20 protein-coding genes and 1 pseudogene are annotated in these 19,309 nt (G+C 64.1%); 9 read left to right on the forward strand and 12 right to left on the reverse strand.

The features are described 5' to 3' along the window. Window positions 1-69: 69 nt before the first annotated feature. From ACW2Q0_RS11345 to ACW2Q0_RS11375, 7 genes are all read right to left on the reverse strand, one after another. Window positions 70-1,206: a WXG100 family type VII secretion target gene (locus ACW2Q0_RS11345; RefSeq protein WP_457189012.1), complete on the reverse strand. Its 1,137-nt coding sequence runs from the start codon at window positions 1,204-1,206 to the stop codon at window positions 70-72. A gap of 14 nt (window positions 1,207-1,220) precedes the next feature. Further along, entirely contained in the window at window positions 1,221-1,694 is a 474-nt protein-coding gene (locus ACW2Q0_RS11350) for a hypothetical protein (RefSeq protein WP_457189014.1), read from the reverse strand. 35 nt (window positions 1,695-1,729) lie between these two features. Further along, window positions 1,730-2,302 carry a DUF3558 domain-containing protein gene (locus ACW2Q0_RS11355; RefSeq protein ID WP_457189016.1) on the reverse strand — a complete coding sequence of 191 codons (573 nt, stop codon included), beginning with the start codon at window positions 2,300-2,302 and terminating at the stop codon, window positions 1,730-1,732. 266 nt (window positions 2,303-2,568) lie between these two features. Further along, the gene (locus tag ACW2Q0_RS11360; RefSeq protein ID WP_457189018.1) at window positions 2,569-3,015 is read right to left on the reverse strand and encodes a hypothetical protein; all 447 of its coding nucleotides are present in this window, start codon (window positions 3,013-3,015) and stop codon (window positions 2,569-2,571) included. Between the two features lie 107 nt (window positions 3,016-3,122). Continuing rightward, window positions 3,123-4,016 (reverse strand): hypothetical protein, encoded by an 894-nt coding sequence (locus ACW2Q0_RS11365; protein WP_457189020.1) that lies wholly within the window; start codon window positions 4,014-4,016, stop codon window positions 3,123-3,125. Continuing rightward, on the reverse strand, window positions 4,013-4,324 hold the full coding sequence (locus ACW2Q0_RS11370) for a type VII secretion target (protein WP_457189022.1): 312 nt from the start codon (window positions 4,322-4,324) through the stop codon (window positions 4,013-4,015). Before ACW2Q0_RS11370 ends, ACW2Q0_RS11365 begins: the two co-directional genes overlap by 4 nt. Beyond that, window positions 4,314-5,009 (reverse strand): hypothetical protein, encoded by a 696-nt coding sequence (locus tag ACW2Q0_RS11375; protein ID WP_457189024.1) that lies wholly within the window; start codon window positions 5,007-5,009, stop codon window positions 4,314-4,316. The genes ACW2Q0_RS11370 and ACW2Q0_RS11375 overlap by 11 nt, the downstream gene beginning before the upstream one ends. A gap of 480 nt (window positions 5,010-5,489) precedes the next feature. On the opposite strand from ACW2Q0_RS11375, the pseudogene ACW2Q0_RS11380 reads away from it, so the two are divergent. Together ACW2Q0_RS11380 and ACW2Q0_RS11385 are read left to right on the forward strand one after the other, a co-directional pair. Continuing rightward, window positions 5,490-5,744, forward strand: a pseudogene (locus ACW2Q0_RS11380) (helicase associated domain-containing protein); the annotation flags it as partial. Continuing rightward, entirely contained in the window at window positions 5,710-5,868 is a 159-nt protein-coding gene (locus ACW2Q0_RS11385) for a helicase associated domain-containing protein (RefSeq protein ID WP_457189476.1), read from the forward strand. The pseudogene ACW2Q0_RS11380 and the gene ACW2Q0_RS11385, both read left to right, overlap by 35 nt. Before the next feature lie 106 nt (window positions 5,869-5,974). Here ACW2Q0_RS11385 and ACW2Q0_RS11390 read toward each other — a convergent pair whose 3' ends face one another. Then, entirely contained in the window at window positions 5,975-6,430 is a 456-nt protein-coding gene (locus ACW2Q0_RS11390) for an SRPBCC family protein (RefSeq protein WP_457189026.1), read from the reverse strand. Between the two features lie 241 nt (window positions 6,431-6,671). Here ACW2Q0_RS11390 and ACW2Q0_RS11395 point away from each other — a divergent pair, with 241 nt between their 5' ends. The 5 genes from ACW2Q0_RS11395 (at window position 6,672) to ACW2Q0_RS11415 (ending at window position 10,969) form a co-directional block, all read left to right on the forward strand. Further along, a complete protein-coding gene (locus ACW2Q0_RS11395; protein WP_457189028.1) occupies window positions 6,672-6,830 on the forward strand; it encodes a hypothetical protein in 159 nt (52 codons plus the stop codon). Window positions 6,831-6,851: 21 nt separating this feature from the next. Beyond that, the gene (locus ACW2Q0_RS11400; RefSeq protein WP_457189030.1) at window positions 6,852-8,519 is read left to right on the forward strand and encodes an FAD-dependent oxidoreductase; all 1,668 of its coding nucleotides are present in this window, start codon (window positions 6,852-6,854) and stop codon (window positions 8,517-8,519) included. A 14-nt stretch (window positions 8,520-8,533) separates the two neighbouring features. Next, complete coding sequence (locus ACW2Q0_RS11405; RefSeq protein ID WP_457189032.1) at window positions 8,534-10,036, forward strand: ATP-binding protein; 1,503 nt, start codon at window positions 8,534-8,536, stop codon at window positions 10,034-10,036. Then, entirely contained in the window at window positions 10,036-10,389 is a 354-nt protein-coding gene (locus tag ACW2Q0_RS11410) for a UBP-type zinc finger domain-containing protein (protein WP_457189034.1), read from the forward strand. Before ACW2Q0_RS11405 ends, ACW2Q0_RS11410 begins: the two co-directional genes overlap by 1 nt. Before the next feature lie 133 nt (window positions 10,390-10,522). After that, window positions 10,523-10,969 carry a hypothetical protein gene (locus ACW2Q0_RS11415; RefSeq protein ID WP_457189036.1) on the forward strand — a complete coding sequence of 149 codons (447 nt, stop codon included), beginning with the start codon at window positions 10,523-10,525 and terminating at the stop codon, window positions 10,967-10,969. A gap of 101 nt (window positions 10,970-11,070) precedes the next feature. On the opposite strand, the gene ACW2Q0_RS11420 is transcribed toward ACW2Q0_RS11415, so the two are convergent. Further along, on the reverse strand, window positions 11,071-11,688 hold the full coding sequence (locus ACW2Q0_RS11420) for a hypothetical protein (RefSeq protein ID WP_457189038.1): 618 nt from the start codon (window positions 11,686-11,688) through the stop codon (window positions 11,071-11,073). Between the two features lie 550 nt (window positions 11,689-12,238). On the opposite strand from ACW2Q0_RS11420, the gene ACW2Q0_RS11425 reads away from it, so the two are divergent. Then, window positions 12,239-14,494 (forward strand): AAA family ATPase, encoded by a 2,256-nt coding sequence (locus ACW2Q0_RS11425; RefSeq protein WP_457189039.1) that lies wholly within the window; start codon window positions 12,239-12,241, stop codon window positions 14,492-14,494. Window positions 14,495-14,620: 126 nt separating this feature from the next. Next, window positions 14,621-15,928: a hypothetical protein gene (locus ACW2Q0_RS11430; protein WP_457189041.1), complete on the forward strand. Its 1,308-nt coding sequence runs from the start codon at window positions 14,621-14,623 to the stop codon at window positions 15,926-15,928. A gap of 59 nt (window positions 15,929-15,987) precedes the next feature. Here ACW2Q0_RS11430 and ACW2Q0_RS11435 read toward each other — a convergent pair whose 3' ends face one another. From ACW2Q0_RS11435 to sodC, 3 genes are all read right to left on the reverse strand, one after another. Beyond that, a complete protein-coding gene (locus ACW2Q0_RS11435; RefSeq protein WP_457189478.1) occupies window positions 15,988-17,310 on the reverse strand; it encodes a DUF5933 domain-containing protein in 1,323 nt (440 codons plus the stop codon). 125 nt (window positions 17,311-17,435) lie between these two features. Then, window positions 17,436-18,581, reverse strand: a complete 1,146-nt coding sequence (locus ACW2Q0_RS11440; protein WP_457189043.1) for a glutamate--cysteine ligase — start codon at window positions 18,579-18,581, stop codon at window positions 17,436-17,438. A gap of 13 nt (window positions 18,582-18,594) precedes the next feature. After that, a complete protein-coding gene (sodC, locus tag ACW2Q0_RS11445) occupies window positions 18,595-19,281 on the reverse strand; it encodes a superoxide dismutase[Cu-Zn] (protein ID WP_457189045.1) in 687 nt (228 codons plus the stop codon). Window positions 19,282-19,309: the final 28 nt, after the last annotated feature.

The following is a 19,309-nucleotide window of genomic DNA, read 5'->3' on the forward strand; positions in this document are numbered from 1 at the left end:
ATCTCATAGACCGCGCCGACACCGCCCGGCTGCGCGCAGGTTTCCGGCGACTACCGCCGGAGCGAGTTGTCAGTTGCGCGCAGGCGGGTCGGGGTTCGCGCCGATCACACCGCCCTCGACGGTCTTGGCGATTTCGCCGATGAGTTCTTCGGTGTTTTCGGCGTTGATGAGATAGTCCGGGATCTTGTGGGTGCTGTCCTCATCGGACTTGCCCTTGCCCGCGCCGGCACCCATCCCACCCATGCCCGACATTCCGGATCTGCCGGTGGTCGACGTGGCCGCCGCGGGCGTGGTCGTACTGGTCGTGGTGGGGGTACCGGAGACCGTGCGACCGGGGCTGGGTGTCGTCGAACCGGAGCTCCCCGCAGTGCCTGGCGAACCGGTGCCGGTCGTTGTGGAACTCGGCGCCGTAGCGGTGCTCGGCGTGGTCGTAGTGGGGGTGTCCGATGTGGTGGTACTAGGTGTTGTGCTCGAGTTGGTCGTGGTCGGCGTGGTCCCGGATGTGTTGGCATCCGTGGACGTGGGCTCTTCGGTGGTCTTGTCCTCGGGCTTTTGCTCGGGATTCGCACCGCCCGAGTTTCCAGGACCGCCGGTCGTGCCAGGGCCTGCTGTTCCGCCGGGCCCGTTCGGTCCCGAGCCGTCGCCGGACTTGGTCGGTCCCGAGATATCCAGCGGATTAGTGGGGTCGAGCGCGGTCGGCAACACGGGAACACGGCCGTCGAATTCGGCGAACTTGTTCACATAGTTGGTGAGCATGGCGCTGCGGGCACCGGCAGTCGCCTCATTCTTGGTGTTCTCTTCCTCATGGGCGCGCGGTGGCCAGACGTTCGCGGTCCACGAGTGGTGGTTGGCCTCGGGGATTCCGTTGGCGACGGCGCGGACACCTTCGGCGGCGGACTGCATGTCGTTGGACATCTGCGTGATCAGCGGAGTCAGGTTGTGTGCGTCGGTGACGTAGCGGGTGATCGCGTTCTTGGCGCTGTCGGCGGCCGAGCCCTCCCATGCCTCGGCGATCGAACTCTGCACCGAACGAGCGAAAGTTTCGAGGCCTTGGTCCCATTGAGTGGCCACATTGGAGTAGTCCAGCGCCGCTTGGTGAGCGTCCTTGGGATCCAGTGGCGAGAAGGCATCCTCGATTTCCGTACGTTCCCAATGGAATACGTTCTCCCCATGCGGGGGGATCTTGGTCGACTCATTGCCGCTCACAGCGATTCGCCTTTCTACAAGCCCGGCCAGGAAAAGATCTTGGGCGTGGCCGGAGCCTGCTGCGGCAGGTTCGCCTCCAAATCCGTGTAGCGGGCGGCCTGGTCGGTGTCGACACCGGTGATGCGTTCGCGGACGGTGCGGAACAGGGTCTGGAAATCGTCGATGACCTTGTAGTGCGACTCCATCACGGCGAAGACGCTGTTCGCTGCGCCATCAGATTTCTCTCGCCAGCGCTGGACCATCGTCTTGGCCGAAACCAGATCCCGGTCACCCTGCTTCTCGAATTTCTCGCCGAGACCCCACTTGTCCTGCTTGGAGATCCGAGTCATTGTCGTCTGGATCTGCTGGATCTGCTCCTTGAAATATTCGCAGTCGCGGTCGATATAGACGAATTTTTCGAGATCCATTCGAATCGTGAGTCGACCGTCGCGAGCTTCGGTGATTAGGTTAGCCAATGGGCTCGCTGAGGTCTTGTCGTCGTTCGCCATTGAGGTCCCTCCCAGTTCGGTGCGTGGAGCAGTGATCAAGTGGCGGGCAGGCTGGGCACAATCTTTTCCGCCAAGCCCTGCGCGAGCAAACACGCATCCATAGTGCCGGTATCGTGCCTCGACGGCGGATTGTTCAAGTTGATGTCGAGGCTGCCGCCCTTCATCTCCAAGTTCAACGTGCACACGTATTCAACAAACGGGCCGTCGAACTGGCGTGTCGTAATAGCACGCCGACCACCGATCGTCAACTCGGTGGCATCCGGGAAGTTGCGGCTACGGATGGTATCCACGGTGAGATTCGTGGTCTGGATGCTCACCCCATATCCGTTGGATCGTACCCATTGACAGCCGCGCCACTTGACGCCACCACTTGAATCATTATTGGCAATTTGCTTTCCGTGCAGCTTCTCCGAATCCAGCACGCTTTGCGGGACGTCCTTGCACGGGTCGTAGCCGCTCGGCAAATCAGCGGCCAGCGACGGTCCTGCGGTCGTGGTCGACGTAGCAGGCTTGGCGTCCCCGTCAGCCGACGACCCACACCCGGACAGCAGCAAAACCGCGCCGATCGCGAATGCCGTGCCGCACAGCGCATTCCCCCTGCTGCTCATGTAGTCCCTCTCGGTCGCCGACTGCGTCGATGGTATCGATCGGGGTCGGCCCGGCTCCCCGCCCCTATTCAGCTGGATCGACCGTACCGACCCCCAGACAAGCGTGCAAGCGGCGCACGATTTCGCTCCCAGCAAGGTCATCGACGCCCCAAGCAGCCGCAGTACGGATGGGGCATTCACAGCTCCCCTGTGCGCTCATCGCGAAGTCTCCGGAAATCAACCACCACCCGACAGTTCCCCGTACCGTCGCTTGCTCACCGGACCGGCTATCGATCGACTGCAAATTTTGTCGTCAGCTCGGTTAGGAATTGAACGGCTTTGCGCTTGTCGTCGTCTGTCAGGTGGAAGTCGCCCGTAGCCGTCTGGGTTTCGGTCTCCCGGATCTCGAGAATTGCGTTCCACGTATTGATGCGGGTAGCAAACCGTACCGTATGGTCTCCTTTATCCTTTCGCAGGTCGTACACCCATACCGCCTCGCCCAACTCTGGCTGCTTCACGAATCCACGGCGACCCTCTGTTGGGTCCGCATCGTCCGGCACGTTTCGCACCTGGTAGTTCCCAATCGGGTTCTGCCCCTGGGCGAGTGTGCACACTCCACCGTGCACAAGGACCGTGCTCGTCTGGAGGATTAAATCGACGGCTCGCACTTCGACGGCATGCAACTCGGTTGTGAAGAAGTTCTTCACAACATCGCACAGCTCTCCCTGCGTCATCGCCGGTCGAGCCTGAGACGACACGGGTGTTGCGGTGGGCTGCGACGAGGAGCATCCTGCCGTCAAGGCCAGCACAGCAGTGGCGACTACGGTTAGCAAGCCAATCCTCACTGAGGCACCGTCCAATCCGACTTGTCCCCGTCTTTCGTCGACGCGTCGCCGATCGCTTCCCGGATTCCTTCGATTCCAGTCCCGTAGGAAGATTTGACACCACTGGGCCACTTATTGTCAGGCAAACCCTTTTGAATCTCCACGATCTGCGATATCTTGTTACCTTCAATCATATTGGTCTTGGCGGCATCCCCCATGCTCTTCACAATACCGATGATGAAGGTCCTTGCAGCCTCAACCACCTTTACCAACTCCTGCGCAACAGAGAGCGCGCCCGAGAACGTTATGGATAACATGCTCTTGATGCTGTTGAAAAATCCATCCTCAACTTTCGAGATCAATTCCTGCACTTTCGTGGCAATCTCGCCGTAGAGAGTCAACTCTGCCGCAGCAATGGCTTCCAAGCTGAGTGCGATATTATTAAATTCTATCGGCAAGTTGTCCAATGCGGGCTGTTGCCTAGTTGTGCGCATTTCTTCGTACCTGGTAGCCGCATCGCCCGACCACTCGGAGAGTTTGGTGTCAACGAAGTCGCCGCCTGCGGCGATCAGGTTATTCCTGAGGTTGCGCCACTCGTTCGCGACGTCGATAAACTTGACTGGAACATCCAGATCGGGTTCGATTTTCTTGAGCTGCTCCCAGGTATCACGAATGGCATTATTCGCCTTGTCACGTTCGGCCCAAATCTCGTCGACGGCATCTTCAACCGACCCGGTCAATACCATCACGGGGTTGGTGACGACGCCGGCATACCCGTTTGCTCGGACAAGCTCGACGAGGTGCCCGCAGGCCGAGTCCACCTTTTCCGGCAGGTCTCCCACTTCGATTACCTTCGCACGAAGATACGATGACTTTTCGAGCAAGCTTTGCCTGTTATCTGCGGCTGTCATATCTCCCCCTCGAGCTTTGCCAGCTTTCCTTTGCTAGCGAGATCCTCCGCTTCATACGTATCGGCTGCGGATTTGAGGACTTTGCCGATATCCTCGAAAACGGTGACACCTTCATTCAACCTGTCTCGGAAGTAGCCAGGGGCTGGTTGATACTTCGACAGGGCTTCCGCGAAGGTGCCTGCTTCTGAAGCAGTGATTTCAAGTTTTCTGGTTGTCTCAACTCCCGCTTTGAGGTGGCTGGCAGCTTCACCCCAGCTGGTGGCAGCCAATCTCATCACTCGCAGGTTAAGTGTCAGCTTATCTGCCATCACGCATCCGTTCTTCTAGGAGCCGTAGCCGATGGTGGTCCAACTGATATTCCAGATCGTCGTCCGCATAACGTGAATAGTCTCCTCGTACGATGCGCTTCGGGCGCATGGAACGGATCTGATCGGCGCACCACAGGATTTCGTCTACGATCCGATCGGGCTGCGCGGTCGCTGCCCAATCATTTCGCACCTCGATCGACAGCAGTCGGGATACGTCAGCGGTCAGCCTGACGGGATGTTGTCCGTGAAATATGAATTGACCCGATGCTTGGAAGTGGCCGCTGTTGATCATGCTGCTGGACGCGATGCTGTATTCCTCCCAGGTCCGAGTCTCGAGCAACACCATCAGAATTGTCCGGTGATCCGGGATCGCTGCCTCCGAAATTTCTTGCGGAGTCGGCCGACGACCAGACGCGTACAACTGGTCTAGACGCTGCTCCACAGCGGCTCTGTAGGCCGCCATAAGTTCGGCGCCTACCTCATGGGGAGCAACATAGCGGCTCCACTGCGGACGAATCAGAATGCGGATCGGTAGGCATCCGCGGTCGAGTTCCATTGAGGCGAAGGATGACCCGATACGAGTTGGATTCGCGGATGATTCAGCCACCGCAAAGGGGGCCTCAGCCGGTGGCGGCATCGACTTGGTGACGGCCGATGATGGTCTCGGCTCGACAGCAGATGGCACCGAAACAGGCTGGGCGACGTTGGACCTCTTCGGTACAAGCGGCTCTTCGTCCCAGTACTCATCGGGGTCGTCGTAGTGATTGAAGTATCCCCCCCGCCGCCATCACACCACCTCATAGCCTGCTGACCACTGCGCGGGACAGTAGCCTTTTGTGGCTTGAATCGACATCGAACCCCCTCCTGCGGTTGGCCGCACCCTACGGCGACGACTTGCCTGTCACCCTCTCGGGCGTCGTTCGGTTTGTCAAGGTGACGATGATCTTTCGTATCCTTGAAATTGCCTGGCCGCCAGGGTGATTGCAGCATCTGCTTGGTGACATCGGCGGCTGTGCTGTACCGCGGGTGCGCCTTGCGGGCCGCGTCGCTCATCTCGCGGACGCCTTCGGCGAACTCACGCGCTCGGCGTCATCAGCACTCGGCGGCACTGTCGGACCTCGGTGTACGACTGGACACCCGGCGACGTGGGTGAAACCACCGTTTCGCCCAGCTCGAGACATATCATCACGAAAACGGCTCCGCTCAGGTTCCGTATTCGCACAGCACCACCGACCGGCCGCGACTCGGTGAATGGCTCGCCGATCAACGGGCCAGGCGCCGCAATGGGCAGCTCACCGATGACCAGATCGCCCAACTGTGCACACTCGCCATCACCCCGGCCGAAACCCGTAGGCAACCCGCTGGCCGCGACCGGCGGTGGGCTCATCACATCGCCCGCCGCGCGGGTCTATCGCGCTGAGCACGGCCACCTCGACATGCCCGCCCATCATCGCGCACCCGATGGAACCTGGCTGGGTGGGTGGCTGCGACGCTGCCGCGAGATGCACCGGGACGGCACCCTGCCCGAGGATCGAGTCGCTTAACTCGTGCAAAAAATCCACCCACCGTGATCACTCGAGGTCGGCACCGTCGGGTCGTGCTCCGACGGTGCTCGCGACGTCTCACGGCATCGGTCACCGAAAGACACGTTCAGGCAGTCGCCTCGACCGCCGACTTGATCTTGTCGAGCGTTTCCTTCATCCCGCGCTCGAGCAGCTCCTCGAACGGCGCCTCACCGCCGAGCGCGGCATCGATGGCCTTGCGGGAGAGCCAGCTGGTGCCATTGGGCACATCACGGCGTTCGATCAGCCGGGTGCCGGTCGCGGTCGGCTCCAGCGTGTAGCTCCAGATGCTGCGGTTCTCGTTGATCCGAAATGCGAAGGCCTGGTTGGGCTCATAGCGCACGATGCGCGCGGTGGTCGGCCAGTACTTCTTGCCGTCGGTATTGAGATTGATCGTCCAGGTGCCTGCCTTCGGGGCGCCTAGCGCGAGCATCCGTACGCACTGCGGGCTGAACTCCGCCATCCGCCTGAGGTCAGCGACAACGGCCCAGACCTGTTCCGGCGGTGCCGCGATCTCGATCGCGGCTTCGATATTTCTCGGCAACCTTGCCTCCGGAGAACTGTGCGACGGACGCCCGCCTAGCACGATGTGACGATTCGGCAAACAGCCTAGTCGGCGGCGCTTGGAAGACAAATGTGTTACTTTTTCGCGATTTGTTTACCCGGTCTTGTAATGGCGAGCGCACAATGGCGGATAGACGAAGCATCAGACACTGCCACAGGCTTTTCCGTCAAGCGTGAGGTGATCGGCCGTGAAACTGCGCTCGCTCTTACATCGTCGACACATGGATCAAGTTCCGCTGCTTCCCGCCATCGAACCCGCGACCCCGGCCACTCGCGATACCTTCGCACCGCGCACCGCACACCGGATGGTTCCGGACGAGCAACTGGAACGCCTGCTCACACCCACCGAACTGGACTTGGTGCGCGAGCATCGCGTTTGACGAGCGTTCCATACTCGAAAGGTGACTGCACCCGCTGCTACGAAACCGGCCATCCTCAGTGTCGACGACGATCCGGGGGTGTCGCGCGCGGTCGTACGCGACTTGCGCCGACGTTATGGAGCCGAGTACCGAATTCTGCGCGCGGAATCGGGCCCAGACGCGCTCGAAGCACTGCGTGAGATGAAACTGCGCGGCCAACCGGTCGCGGTACTGATCGCCGATTATCGGATGCCGGGCATGGACGGCATCGAATTCCTCGAACAGGCCATGGACCTGCACCCGTACGCGCGCCGCGTGCTGTTGACCGCCTACGCCGATACCAGCGCCGCGATCGACGCGATCAATGTCATCGACCTCGACCACTACCTGCTCAAGCCGTGGGATCCACCGGAGGAGAAGCTGTATCCCGTCATCGACGGACTGCTCGAGGCCTGGCGCAGCAACGACCACAAACCCGTCACCGAGACCAAGGTGGTCGGTAACCGCTGGTCGCCGCGGTCGTCGGAGGTGCGCGAATTCCTGGCCCGCAATCAGCTGCCCTACCGCTGGTATCTGGCCGAGGAAGCGGAAGGCGCACGGCTGCTGGAGGCGGCGGGTGCCGATCCCAATACCTGTCCGGTGGTGATCACCTCGGGCGGTCAGGCGCTGGTGCAGCCGAGCGACGGCGAACTCGCCGAAAGCGTCGGGCTGAATACCAATCCGACCGGTGACTTCTACGACCTGATCGTGGTCGGCGGCGGCCCCGCCGGACTCGGCGCGGCGGTGTACGGCGCCTCCGAGGGGCTGCGCACGGTGCTCGTCGAGCGCACCGCGACCGGCGGTCAGGCCGGGCAGAGTTCGCGCATCGAGAATTATCTGGGCTTCCCGGACGGGCTTTCCGGCGCTCAGCTGGCCGACCGCGCGCGGCGGCAGACCGCGAAGTTCGGCGCCGAAGTGATCACCACGCGCGAGGTGGTCGGACTCGAGGTGAACGGGTCCGCACGGACCGTGCGGTTCGCCGACGGCGGACAGCTCTGCGCGCACACGGTGATCATCGCGACAGGTGTGGACTACCGGCGTCATCCCGCACCCGGCGTGGACGATTTCACCGGGCGCGGTGTGTATTACGGCTCGGCCATGACCGAGGCCTCCGAATGCGCCGACCACGATGTCTACATTGTCGGCGGCGCGAATTCAGCGGGGCAGGCGGCGGTATTCCTGTCTCGCAACGCGCGCACGGTGCATCTGGTGGTCCGCGCGGATTCGCTGGAGAAGTCCATGTCGCACTATCTGATCCAGCAGATCGGACAGATACCGCATATCCGTGTCCACACCGATACCGAAGTGGTCGCCGCCGACGGTGTCGATCACCTGCAACAGATCGTGCTGCGCAACAACCGGACCGGCACGGAAGAAAAGGCCGACGCCGAACGGTTGTTCCTGTTCATCGGTGCCGCACCACAGACCGACTGGCTCGATGGCGTGGTCAAGCGGGACGAGGCGGGCTATGTGCTGGCCGGCCCCGATCTGCTCGTCGACGGAACCCGACCCGCGGGCTGGGAGCTACCCCGACCGCCGCATCACCTGGAGACCAGCGTCCCCGGCGTTTTCGTCGCGGGTGACGTGCACGCCGACTCGGCGAAACGGGTGGCCTCGGCGGTCGGCGAGGGTGCGATGGCGGTCATGCTCGTGCACCGGTATCTGGCGTGATAGGAGGCTGGACCATGAATTCGAAGCAGACAGCGGATCGCAGCAGTCATCTGGTCTGCGATCCGGCCGAGTTGCGCGGCCTCTTTCTCTTCGAAAAGCTCGACGACGAACAGCTGGAGTTGCTGTGCGCCCACGGCCGAATCGAGATCATCGAACCGGGGCTGGTCTTCCGTGAGGGCGATCCGGCCACTTGCTTCTATGTGATGATCGAGGGCGAGTTGCAGCTCACCAAGCTCTCCGGCGGCGCCGAGATCGAGACGACGCGCACCGACTATCGCGGCGCGTACGCGGGCGCGTGGACCGCCTATCTCGGCGACAAGGTCGACCAGAGCTACACCGGTTCGATGTATGTGGCCCGTCGGTCGCGGTTTTTCGTACTGGATGCGGGCAGCTTCGCACAGATGATGCACGACTGGTTCCCGATGGCCGTGCATCTGCTCGAGGGCGCATTTTTCGGTAACCGCAGCTCCGCCGAGCGAATCGCCCAGCGTGAGCGCCTGCTCGCGTTGGGCTCGCTCTCGGCGGGACTGACCCATGAGCTGAACAATCCGGCGGCCGCGGCCGTGCGCGCCACCGCCGGATTGCGCGAGCGGATCGCGGGCATGCGGCACAAGTTGGGCATGATGGCACAGGGCAAATTCGACACCGAATCCCTGGAGACGCTGGTACGCCTGCAGGAGGAGGCCGCGGCCCAGGTCGCCAAGGCCCCGGAGCTGACGACATTGGAGGCTTCCGAACGCGAAGACATCCTCAGCGAATGGCTGGAAGACCACGGCATCGATGACGGCTGGGATCTGGCCCCGAATTTCGTGCAGGCCGGTTTCGATGTGGACTGGCTGGAACGGGTTTCGGCCACCCTGGAGGGCTGTCCCGAGCAGGTGTTCCAGGGTGCGATCCGATGGCTGAACTACACCATCGAGACCGAGCTGCTGATGAACGAGATCGCCGATTCGACCACGCGCATCTCCACCCTGGTCGGTGCGGCCAAACAGTATTCGCAGATGGACCGGGCACCGTTCCAGGTGGTCGACATCCACGAATTGCTCGACAGCACGCTGGTGATGCTGAGCCGCAAGATCTCCGACGGTGTCGAGGTGGTCAAGGACTACGACCGGACGCTGCCCGAAGTGCCGTGCTACGCAGCGGAATTGAACCAGGTATGGACCAATCTGATCGATAACGCGGTGTACGCGATGAATGGCCAGGGCACGCTGACTATCCGCACCAGGCACGAAAACGACTGCGCCGTCGTCGAAATCGGCGATACCGGACCCGGCGTGCCCGCGGAGGTGCGCAGCCGTATCTTCGAACCGTTCTTCACCACCAAGCCGGTGGGCGAGGGAACCGGTCTCGGCCTCGACATTTCGTTCCGGATCGTGGTGAACAAACACCATGGCGATATCCGGCTCGATTCCGAGCCCGGCAATACCAGATTCGCGGTCTGGCTCCCGCTGCATCGTCCCGAGGACATGCCGGAGTCCGCCGACCGATCCGAAGCCGAAGCAGGAGGTCAGTGATGACGCAGGAGTTGGAGGGTATCGATCCCACGGTCGCGCCCAGTGGCCCCGGCTGTATGGAATGTGAAGCCGCCCAAGGCTGGTGGGTGCACCTGCGGCGCTGTGCGCAGTGCGGCCATATCGGTTGCTGTGACACCTCGCCGCAGCAGCACGCCTCCAAACACGCCAAGGACACTGGGCATCCGTTCATCCAGAGCTATGAGCCGGGCGAGGATTGGTTCTTCGACTTCCGCTCCGACGAGATGTACCGCGGCGGGCCGGAACTCGCGCCGCCCACCCATCATCCGGTGGAGCAGCCGGTGCCCGGACCGCGCGGCCGGGTGCCCGCCGATTGGCAGAGCCACATCCACTGACCATCAGGGCTCGTTCGGAAAAACGTAAGGGCCGCACCGCACTGTGGGCTCCATGACAACCGAACGATCTCACCCGGTACCCTGCTCCGGACGCGCCGGAGACTCCGGCGCCGCGAGTTACCGGGGAACGCACGTGATCAAGCGAGTTACCGCCATCGCCCTCGCCACCGGAGCGGTGATCGTCACACTGGCCGGATGTGGCAGTTCGGACGATTCCAGCACCGATGCGAACGGCCTGCGCAAGGGCACCTCGGGCACCAGCGCGCCCGCGAACACCACATCCGTGCGCCCGAGCGGTGCCGCGCCGACCACCGGCGCGGACGCATCGACCACCATCAAGACCCCGGCGAACTACCCTTCGCTCGGCCCCGCGTCGAGCACCACCTGCGGTGAATTCAAGAAGTTGGACAGCACCGAGGAGAAGGAACTGGTCGAGAAGGTGCTCGCGGAGAATCCGGGCAGCGAGTTCGAGGGCAGCCCGAATGTCGCCCTCGGCACCGCCAAACTCGTCTGCCTGGCCCCCACCTACGCCGATACCCCGGTCGCGGTGGCCGCCGGGATCGTCAAAAAGGACAAATAGGGTGCGCGCTGCCGGTCGCAGCTGGCGAATGGCGCATACATAGAACGCGCGTACACAGCGGACAGGCGCTGTGTACGCGCGTTCTACTTATGGCGCGACGATCAGGGCTGACCGGTGGCGAACGCGATCACGGCGTCGAGGAACTCCTGGCCGCCCATGACGTATCCGCCGATCAGCGCACCGGCCGGAATGCTGATGATCCACAGGAAGGGGATGAAAGCCCCGATGACGGCACCGATGACGATGCCCGGCAGGTTCTTGTTGACCTGCTCCATGAGCCGGTCGTAGGAGCTGATGTCCTTCAGCCCCGCAATGCTGGTCAGCTTCGCGGTGTCCGCCGGGGTCATCGTCGAAGCCAGCGCGACGCTGCGACCGTCCGCGCTGATCTGCTGACTCACCGCGATCGGGAGTCCCGCGACCTCGGAGTGCAGCGGCACCTGGTCCACCGTCGTGCCGTCGTCGGACTTCAGCAGCACCGCGGCACCGTCCGAGGCGAGCTCGAACCGGCCGCTGTCAACGGCCCAGGTGATGGTCTTATCGGTTGGGGAAACCGTCGTGTGGTAGCTGATTCCGTGTGCAACACCAGAAGTTAGGTCCCCCGGGGTCACTGCCGCCGGCTGGTCGGTCGCCACGGCGGGCTGCCCATTGGCGGTAGCCGCGGTAATCCCCACCGCGGTGACAGCCATGAAGACAGCAGTAGTGATCTTTCCGAACTTCATTTCTTGAATTCCCTCCACTTTGTTGTCCCACCCCGACAAGGGGCGGGACCAGAACGTTAGCGCGCGGAATTCGTTGTCGCACATCGGGGTTCGTCGGTCACGAAATCATTGATAATTGCCGAATTTTAGCTATACGCAGTTCCGCGGATCGATTTGCGATGCATTCAGGCAACATCGGGGGATGCCTCATATTTGCTCGAGCCGAGCTTCTAACTCCGCAACGGTCGCCCGTCATATCGCGATTAAGCCGTAGGTCCCGGTCGGCGATGAGGCGGCGTGATTAGCCGAGGCCAATGAGATCAACTCGGACAGACGTACCAGTCTCCGGCGCGAAATTACTGGTCAGCGCGCGCTGCCGCAACCGCACGTGCGATCGACGATATCGACGACGATCCGTAGCCCTTTTCGGTTCCGTGAGTACATTCACAATTTCGGATTGCAGGGCGCAATAGCGGATCGGGGCGCTCGCCATCGACGATTTTCCGCATAATCTCGTATCTATCCGACGGTCCGCCGACCAACGGGGGCCGGACGCGGGCAGAATGGCACAGTGGCAGAACTGGCGCTCACCGCTCGACTGAATTCCTCCGCCGCGGATGCCAGGCGCGGGGTGGTCCGGCTGCATCCGGAAGCGCTGACCGCGCTCGGCCTGCGGGAATGGGACGGTATCGCGCTGATCGGGGCGCGGCGCACCGCTGCGGTGGTCGGGGTCGCCCCGGCTGGCACACCGGCGGGTGTGGCGCTGCTCGATGACGTCACATTGTCCAACGCGGGACTGCGCGAGGACGCCAATGTGGTCGTTTCCCCCGCGACGGTGTACGGCGCGAAGCAGATTTCGGTGAGCGGTTCGGTGCATGCCACCAGAACCATTCCGGCGGCGACGCTGCGGCAGGCGCTGCTCGGCAAGGTGGTCACCGTCGGCGACGCGGTCTCGCTGCTGCCCCGCGACCTCGGCCCGGATATCAGTTCTTCGGCTGCCACCCAGGCACTTTCGCGCACCTTCGGCATCGCGTGGACCACCGAATTGCTGACCGTCACCGCGACCGATCCCGGCCGCGCTCCGGTGAGTGTGCAGCCGAATACCGCGGTGGTGTGGGGCGCGAGCGCGGTGGCGGCCCGGGAGTCCGCCGATCGGGCGGCGGCGGGACTGCCGGGAGCGGGTGAAGCCGCGCATGGGGCCACCGAGGCCGCGGCGCTGGCCGCCACCAACGGGACGGGCGCGGGTTGGACCGCGACCGTCGGCACATCGACCATTGCGATCGAGGATCTCGCGGGTGCGCACGGGCAGGCGGCGAAACTCCAGGAGTGGCTCAGCCTCGCGCTCGACGAGCCAGAACTGCTGAAGGCCCTCGGTGCCACACCGCATCTCGGGGTCTTGATCACCGGCCCGGCCGGGGTCGGCAAGGCCACGCTGGCGCGAGCGGTAGCCGCACCGCGGCGCATTGTCGAACTGGATGGTCCGACGGTCGGCGCGGCCGAAAGCGGCGCGCGGTTGCGCGAGGTCGCGGCCGCGGTGGCCGAAATCGGTTCCGGACGGGGCGGCATCCTGCTCGTCACCGATATCGACGCACTGCTGCCCGCACCAGCCGAACCGGTCGCCACGCTGATCCTGGACCAGTTGCGCGCGGCTATCGCCGAACCCTGCGTGGCACTGCTGGCGACCACGGCGCATCCGGCCGGTATAGATTCGCGGCTGCGCGCGCCGGATCTCTGCGATCGCGAGCTCGCACTCGCGCTGCCGACCGCCGCCGTCCGCAAGGCGCTGCTGGAGCAGTTGTTGCGCAAGGTGCCGACCAAGGATCTGCAACTGGAGGAAATCGCCTCGCGCACACCCGGTTTCGTGGTATCGGATCTGGCCGCACTGTGCCGCGAGGCGGCGCTGCGCGCGGCCTCGCGGGCCAGTAAACAACAGTCGGAACCGGAGCTGGCCCAATCGGACCTGCTCGGCGCCACCGAGGTGATCCGGCCGCTATCGCGCTCCGGGACCGAGGAACTCGCGATCGGCAGCCTCGGCCTCGATGACGTCGGCGATATGATCGAGACCAAGGAAGCGCTCACCGAAACCGTGCTCTGGCCGCTGCGGCACCCGGATTCGTTCGCCCGCCTCGGAATTCGTCCGCCACGCGGTGTCCTGCTCTACGGTCCACCGGGCTGCGGTAAAACGTTCCTGGTGCGTGCTCTGGCCGGGACCGGTCAGCTCAGCGTGCACGCGGTCAAGGGCGCGGAATTGATGGACAAATGGGTCGGCGCCTCCGAGCGCGCGGTGCGCGAATTGTTCCAGCGCGCACGCGATTCCGCGCCCTCGCTGATCTTCCTGGACGAGGTGGACGCGCTCGCACCACGCCGCGGTCAGAACAGCGACTCCGGTGTCGGTGACCGCGTGGTCGCTGCGCTGCTGACCGAACTCGACGGCGTGGAACCGCTACGCGATGTGGTGGTGCTCGGCGCGACGAACCGTCCGGAACTGATCGATCCCGCCCTGCTGCGGCCCGGTCGATTGGAACGGCTGATCTTCATACCGCCGCCGGATGGCGACGCTCGCCTGGCGATCCTGCGGGCCGCCGGGAAATCGGTGCCGCTCGCCGCCGATGTCGACCTGGCCGCACTCGCCGCCGACCTCGACGGCTATTCCGCCGCCGATTGCAGTGCCCTGCTACGCGAGGCCGCATTGGCCGCGATGCGCCGCGATGTGGACGCCGCCGATGTCACCGTGGGGGACGTCGCTGCGGCCAGGACAGCGGTACGTCCCTCGCTCGATGCCGAACAGGTCGAGTCGCTGCGCCGGTACGCCGATACGCGCCGATAGCCGTTGCCGATTCCGCGCAACCACCTGGTAATCACAGTCTTGCTGGTATTTTCGCAGGTCCGACATGTTAGGGCGATATGGGCGCAATCACCGATTCCAGCGCCGGGCGCGGGTAAGTTCGACGAGGTGCGCAAGATCGGTGATGCGATCGATACGATCGCGGCCTTCTTCGGGGCCGTGGTCGCGGGCGTCGCACTGTTCCTGCCGCTCACCTTCAGTTGGACCGCCGTCAGTTCGCCGTATCGGTTGGCCGGCCTGAACAACAGCATCCCGCGTGGTGCGGCGATCGGGGTGATCGTCGCGGTGGCCGTCTCGGTACTGGTGATTACCTTCCGCACGCCGCTGCTGGCCTGGTCGGCGGCATTGTTCGGCGCGGTCGCCATGGACATCAATCACTTTGCCGGACGCCATGTCTCCTCAGCCGACATGCTGACCACCCAGAACTATCTGGATTCGATTCTGGCCGGTGTGCTGCTCGGCGCACTGGGCGCGGCGGTGGTGCGCCGACCGGGTCCGGCGGCGGGCTTCGCGATCGGCGCCGCGGGCTTTTTCGTCTTCGGTGATTTCGCGCAACTGCTGCAGATCGCCGACGACAATCCATACGCGGTGCTCGAGACACCGCCGCGCTGGCTGGTCAGCGTCGCGGTGGGCTTGCTGATCGTCAGTGCGCTGCGCAATCGGTCCGAGCCAAAGCAATCGCGACCGCCGCGGATCGCCGTCGAGCTGCCGGTCACGCCGATCCTGGCCGCGATGGTGCTGGCACTGGTCATCCTGGCCATTACCGAATGGCTGTCGCGACAGTATCAGCATGCGCCGGAGGTCAGTCATGCGGTCGAAATCGGGATGGCGGTCACCGCGACGGTCATCGCCGCCACCGCCGCGGCCATGCTGCTACCCGGGCGCGACGGCACCGGGGTGTATCTGGCGGTGGGTCTGGTCGCTGTTACCGAGGCGATCGGCGGCGAACCGCGGCCCGGGTGGAGCATCGTCGTGCTGCTCGCGGTCACAGCGGTCGGGCTGCTGATCGGGATCCGCCTGCCCTCGACGTTCATCGCCATCCTGCTGATCGTGGGACTCGCGGTATTCGCCCTGGTGAAATCGCCCCACGACCATCGCTATGTGACCGCTGCGGGCAGCGTGACCCTGGCACTGACGGTCGGTTACTGCTGTGGCACCGCGCGACCCCGCTATGCACCGAGCGGGGTGCTGGCTGTTTCCGCGCTGTATCTGCCGTCGATCATCACCGCATTGCCGCACGACACCGCCGAATGGCCGCTGAACGGGGCCGCCGATCATCAGGTGCTGGCGGGCCGGACCGCACTCGCGATCGCGTGCGGTGCGGCCCTCGGATTGGCGGTGCTGCGCCGATTGCGGCCGCGCAGCCGGCGCAAGCCGGGGCAGTCCGTCGACGACGAGTCATTAGCGGACATATAGCGCTGTTACTGCTCGGCTGTCTCGGCTGGGTGCTCGCGAATTTATCCGGCCGATCAAGCTCACCCCGGCCAGCGCGGCATCCGGAGTTCCCAGCCCGACCAGTCCCTCGCCATTTCGGGCGTCGCGGCAAACCAGGTCGCATGGAATGCGGCCGCCATCGCGGCCAGCAACGCGAGCACGACCGTCCCGGCCGGCACCGGATACTCGGCCATCGAAACCGCGAGATAGCGAAACGAGAGCAGCAGGATACCGAGGATCACCGCACCGAACAGCACCAGGCGCACCCGGACCCAGCCCCATCCGCGCTCGGGATCGCGCAGCGCGGACTCGACGGTCAAACACAGCACCGCACCGGCGACCAGATCGACGCCGTAGTGGTATCCGAAACCCAGCGTCGCCGTCAGCGTGGCGACCAACCAGAACGCGCCGAGGCAGCGCAGCCACAGCGGAGCGCGCGAGCCATCGGTATCCCGGCGAGTATGCAGAAAGACCGACAGCGCCCAGGCCGTATGCATGGAGGGCATGCAGTTACGCGGCGTGAAGGAATCGAACGGCAGCGGTACCGGATTGCGATCGATCGGCGGGACGACACCGGGCCAGAAGTTGCCCACCTGCAGGCCGTGGCCGTCCGCGCCGAAGGCGAACATCGGGCCGACCACCGGGAAGACCACATAGACGACCGGACCGATCAGTCCGAGCACCAGGAAGGTGCGCACCAGAAAGTGCGTCGGCCACACTCCGGTCGAAATCACCCGGCGCAGTTGCCATACCGCGACGACGATCGCCGCCACCGGCAACTCGATATAGACCCAGTGCAGCACCGCGGAGACGGCCGGTCCGAGCGCATCCACCACGCGGCCCATCACCCAGGACGGATCGCCGAGCGCGTGATCAGCCAGGGCCACGTAGCGGTCGTAGACCTGTGGCCGACTGACGACCGTAATGTGCAGCCACACATCACCGACCTTGGTGGCCAGCACCAGCAACGCACCCAACGCCGCGGCATGCAGCGCATGGCGGCGCTGCGCCCCGCTCCAGCGGAATCCGGCGACCAGCACAAGTCCGGTGAGTACGATAGTCGGCCCATTGCCGATGGCTGACGACTCTCCGCTCAGCACTCGAACACCCGCCCACACCACGTCGATACCCGCCGCGATGCCGACCGCGATTATCCTGCGGCGCTTGGAGATTCCGACCAGCGCGAGCACGAGCCCGGCCCACGGCACCGACATGGACTTGGGGGTGCCTATGTAGTCGTGCCACAGACTCTCGAGCGGACCGTCGAAATCGTGCCCGATCGAACCCAGCTGTAGCGCGATGAGCAGGACCGGCACCGCCGCGATCGCGACCCCCGTCCGGATCCGCGAACGCGGCACGCGCACCCGCTCCGCGACGCTGCCACCCTTTTGCCCCGGATCTTCGACAAGCACGCTGACAATAGTAAACGGCGGATGAACGCCATCCCCCTGACCAGCTGAACGTCAGCCGACCGTTCGGCCAGGAAGATCTACTGGTCCAACTCCTTGACCAGGGCATCGACCACCGCGACCAGATCGCCCTGAGTGCTCGCGGCCACTTTGCGCTGCCGCTGATAGGACGCGCCGCGCTGCGGGATCTCCGCCACCAGCGCGAGTTCGTCCGCACAGCCGAGCCGCTTGGCGGTCGGCTCCAGCCGCTGCAGCAGATCCATCAGGTCATCGGTGACCAACCGCTCATTGCTGTCGTCGTCCACGATGACGATGGCGTCGAGACCGTAGCGGGCCGCGCGCCATTTGTTCTCCTGCACATGCCACGGCGGGATGGTCGGCAGTGTCTCGCCATCGTCGAGGCGCTGATCGAGATCCACGATCAGGCAGTGGATGAGCGCGGCCATGGCCGCCAGCTCCGCTCGGGTCGAGATCCCATCGCAGACCCGCACCTCGATGGTGCCCCATTTCGGCGCGGGCCGGATATCCCAGTGCATACCACCGAGCTGTTCGAAAACACCGGTCTTCATCTGGTCGTGCACGAAATGCTCGAACTGGGACCAGTTTTCGAATTGGAACGGCAGACCGGCGGTGGGCAGCTGCTGAAACATCAACGTCCGGTTGCTCGCATAACCGGTATCGGCACCCGCCCACATCGGCGAGGACGCGGACAGCGACAGCAGATGCGGATACGACAGCAGCAGCGAGTTGAGGATCGGGAAAACCTTCTCGGCGTGCGAAACTCCGACATGCACATGGACGCCCCAGATCATCATCTGGCGGCCCCACCACTGGGTGCGATCGATCAGCTCGTCGTAATGCGCTGAGCGCGTGAGCTGTTGGGCCGACCACTGGGCGAATGGATGGGTGCCCGCGCAGAACAGATCGACGCCAAGCGGATCGGCGGCCCGGCGCACGGTATGCATGGTGCCACTCAGATCGTCGACGGCCTCGCCGACACTGTCGTGCACACCGGTGACGAGTTCGACCGTATTGCGCAGTAATTCCTTGGTGACCTGCGGGGTTCCGTCGTAGGCGTGCAGGTCACCGAGCGAATCGAACACAGCCGCAGCGGTATTCGACAGATCGCGGGTGACCTTGTCGACGAGCGCGATCTCCCATTCGATCCCGATAGTAGGCCGGGGCGACCCGGGGAAGGGAACCCGCGCGATTGCTGTCCCGGCCATATCGGTGACCTTGCTACTGAATTACACCGCAGGCGATGCGGCCGCCAGCGTCGCCCGTCGCCAGAGTGGTGTCGTCCGGGCCGGCAACGCCGTCGGCGCGGACATAACGGTTAGGGATATTGCCGAAGTTATCGGCGTCGGCGTGGATCATCAGGGCCTTGCCCTTGATGTCGTCCAACGTTACCGCATCGGTGGTGGTGACCAGCTTGGCCGAACCGTCGGCGCGGACCTCGAGCGAGGTCAGATCGCCGCTGGCCGGATGGGCGTTCGCGCTGCCGACCTGCAGGTGGCCACCGGCCGACAGGAAGTCACCCGCGGGTCCACCCGCGGGCGCGACCGAGTTCGGCTCACACTTGCCGAACTGGTGGATGTGCAGGCCGTGGAAGCCGGGTCGCAGGCCGTGCGCCTCGATGCTGACCTGCAGGTGGTTGCCGTCCTTGGTGATGTTCGCGACGGCCACCGAGGCACCGGACGGGTCCTTGAGGTCGACCTTCACCCCGGCGTTGGCATTCGGGGCGCCCGTTTCGGTGCCGGATGCACCGGCCGACGGGGCGGACGCGCCGGTCCACACGGGCGGCGTAGTTCCCTGGACATCGCTGGACTGCTGACTGTTCGAACAGGCGGCCAGCCCGAAGACCGCGACAGCGAGCACCGGGGTCACAGAACGCCAGGACGGGCGACGAGTTGTGTACGGGGCCATCGGGGGAACTCCTTTACGAGTACCGAGT

It is taken from the genome of Nocardia citri, from assembly GCF_054065835.1.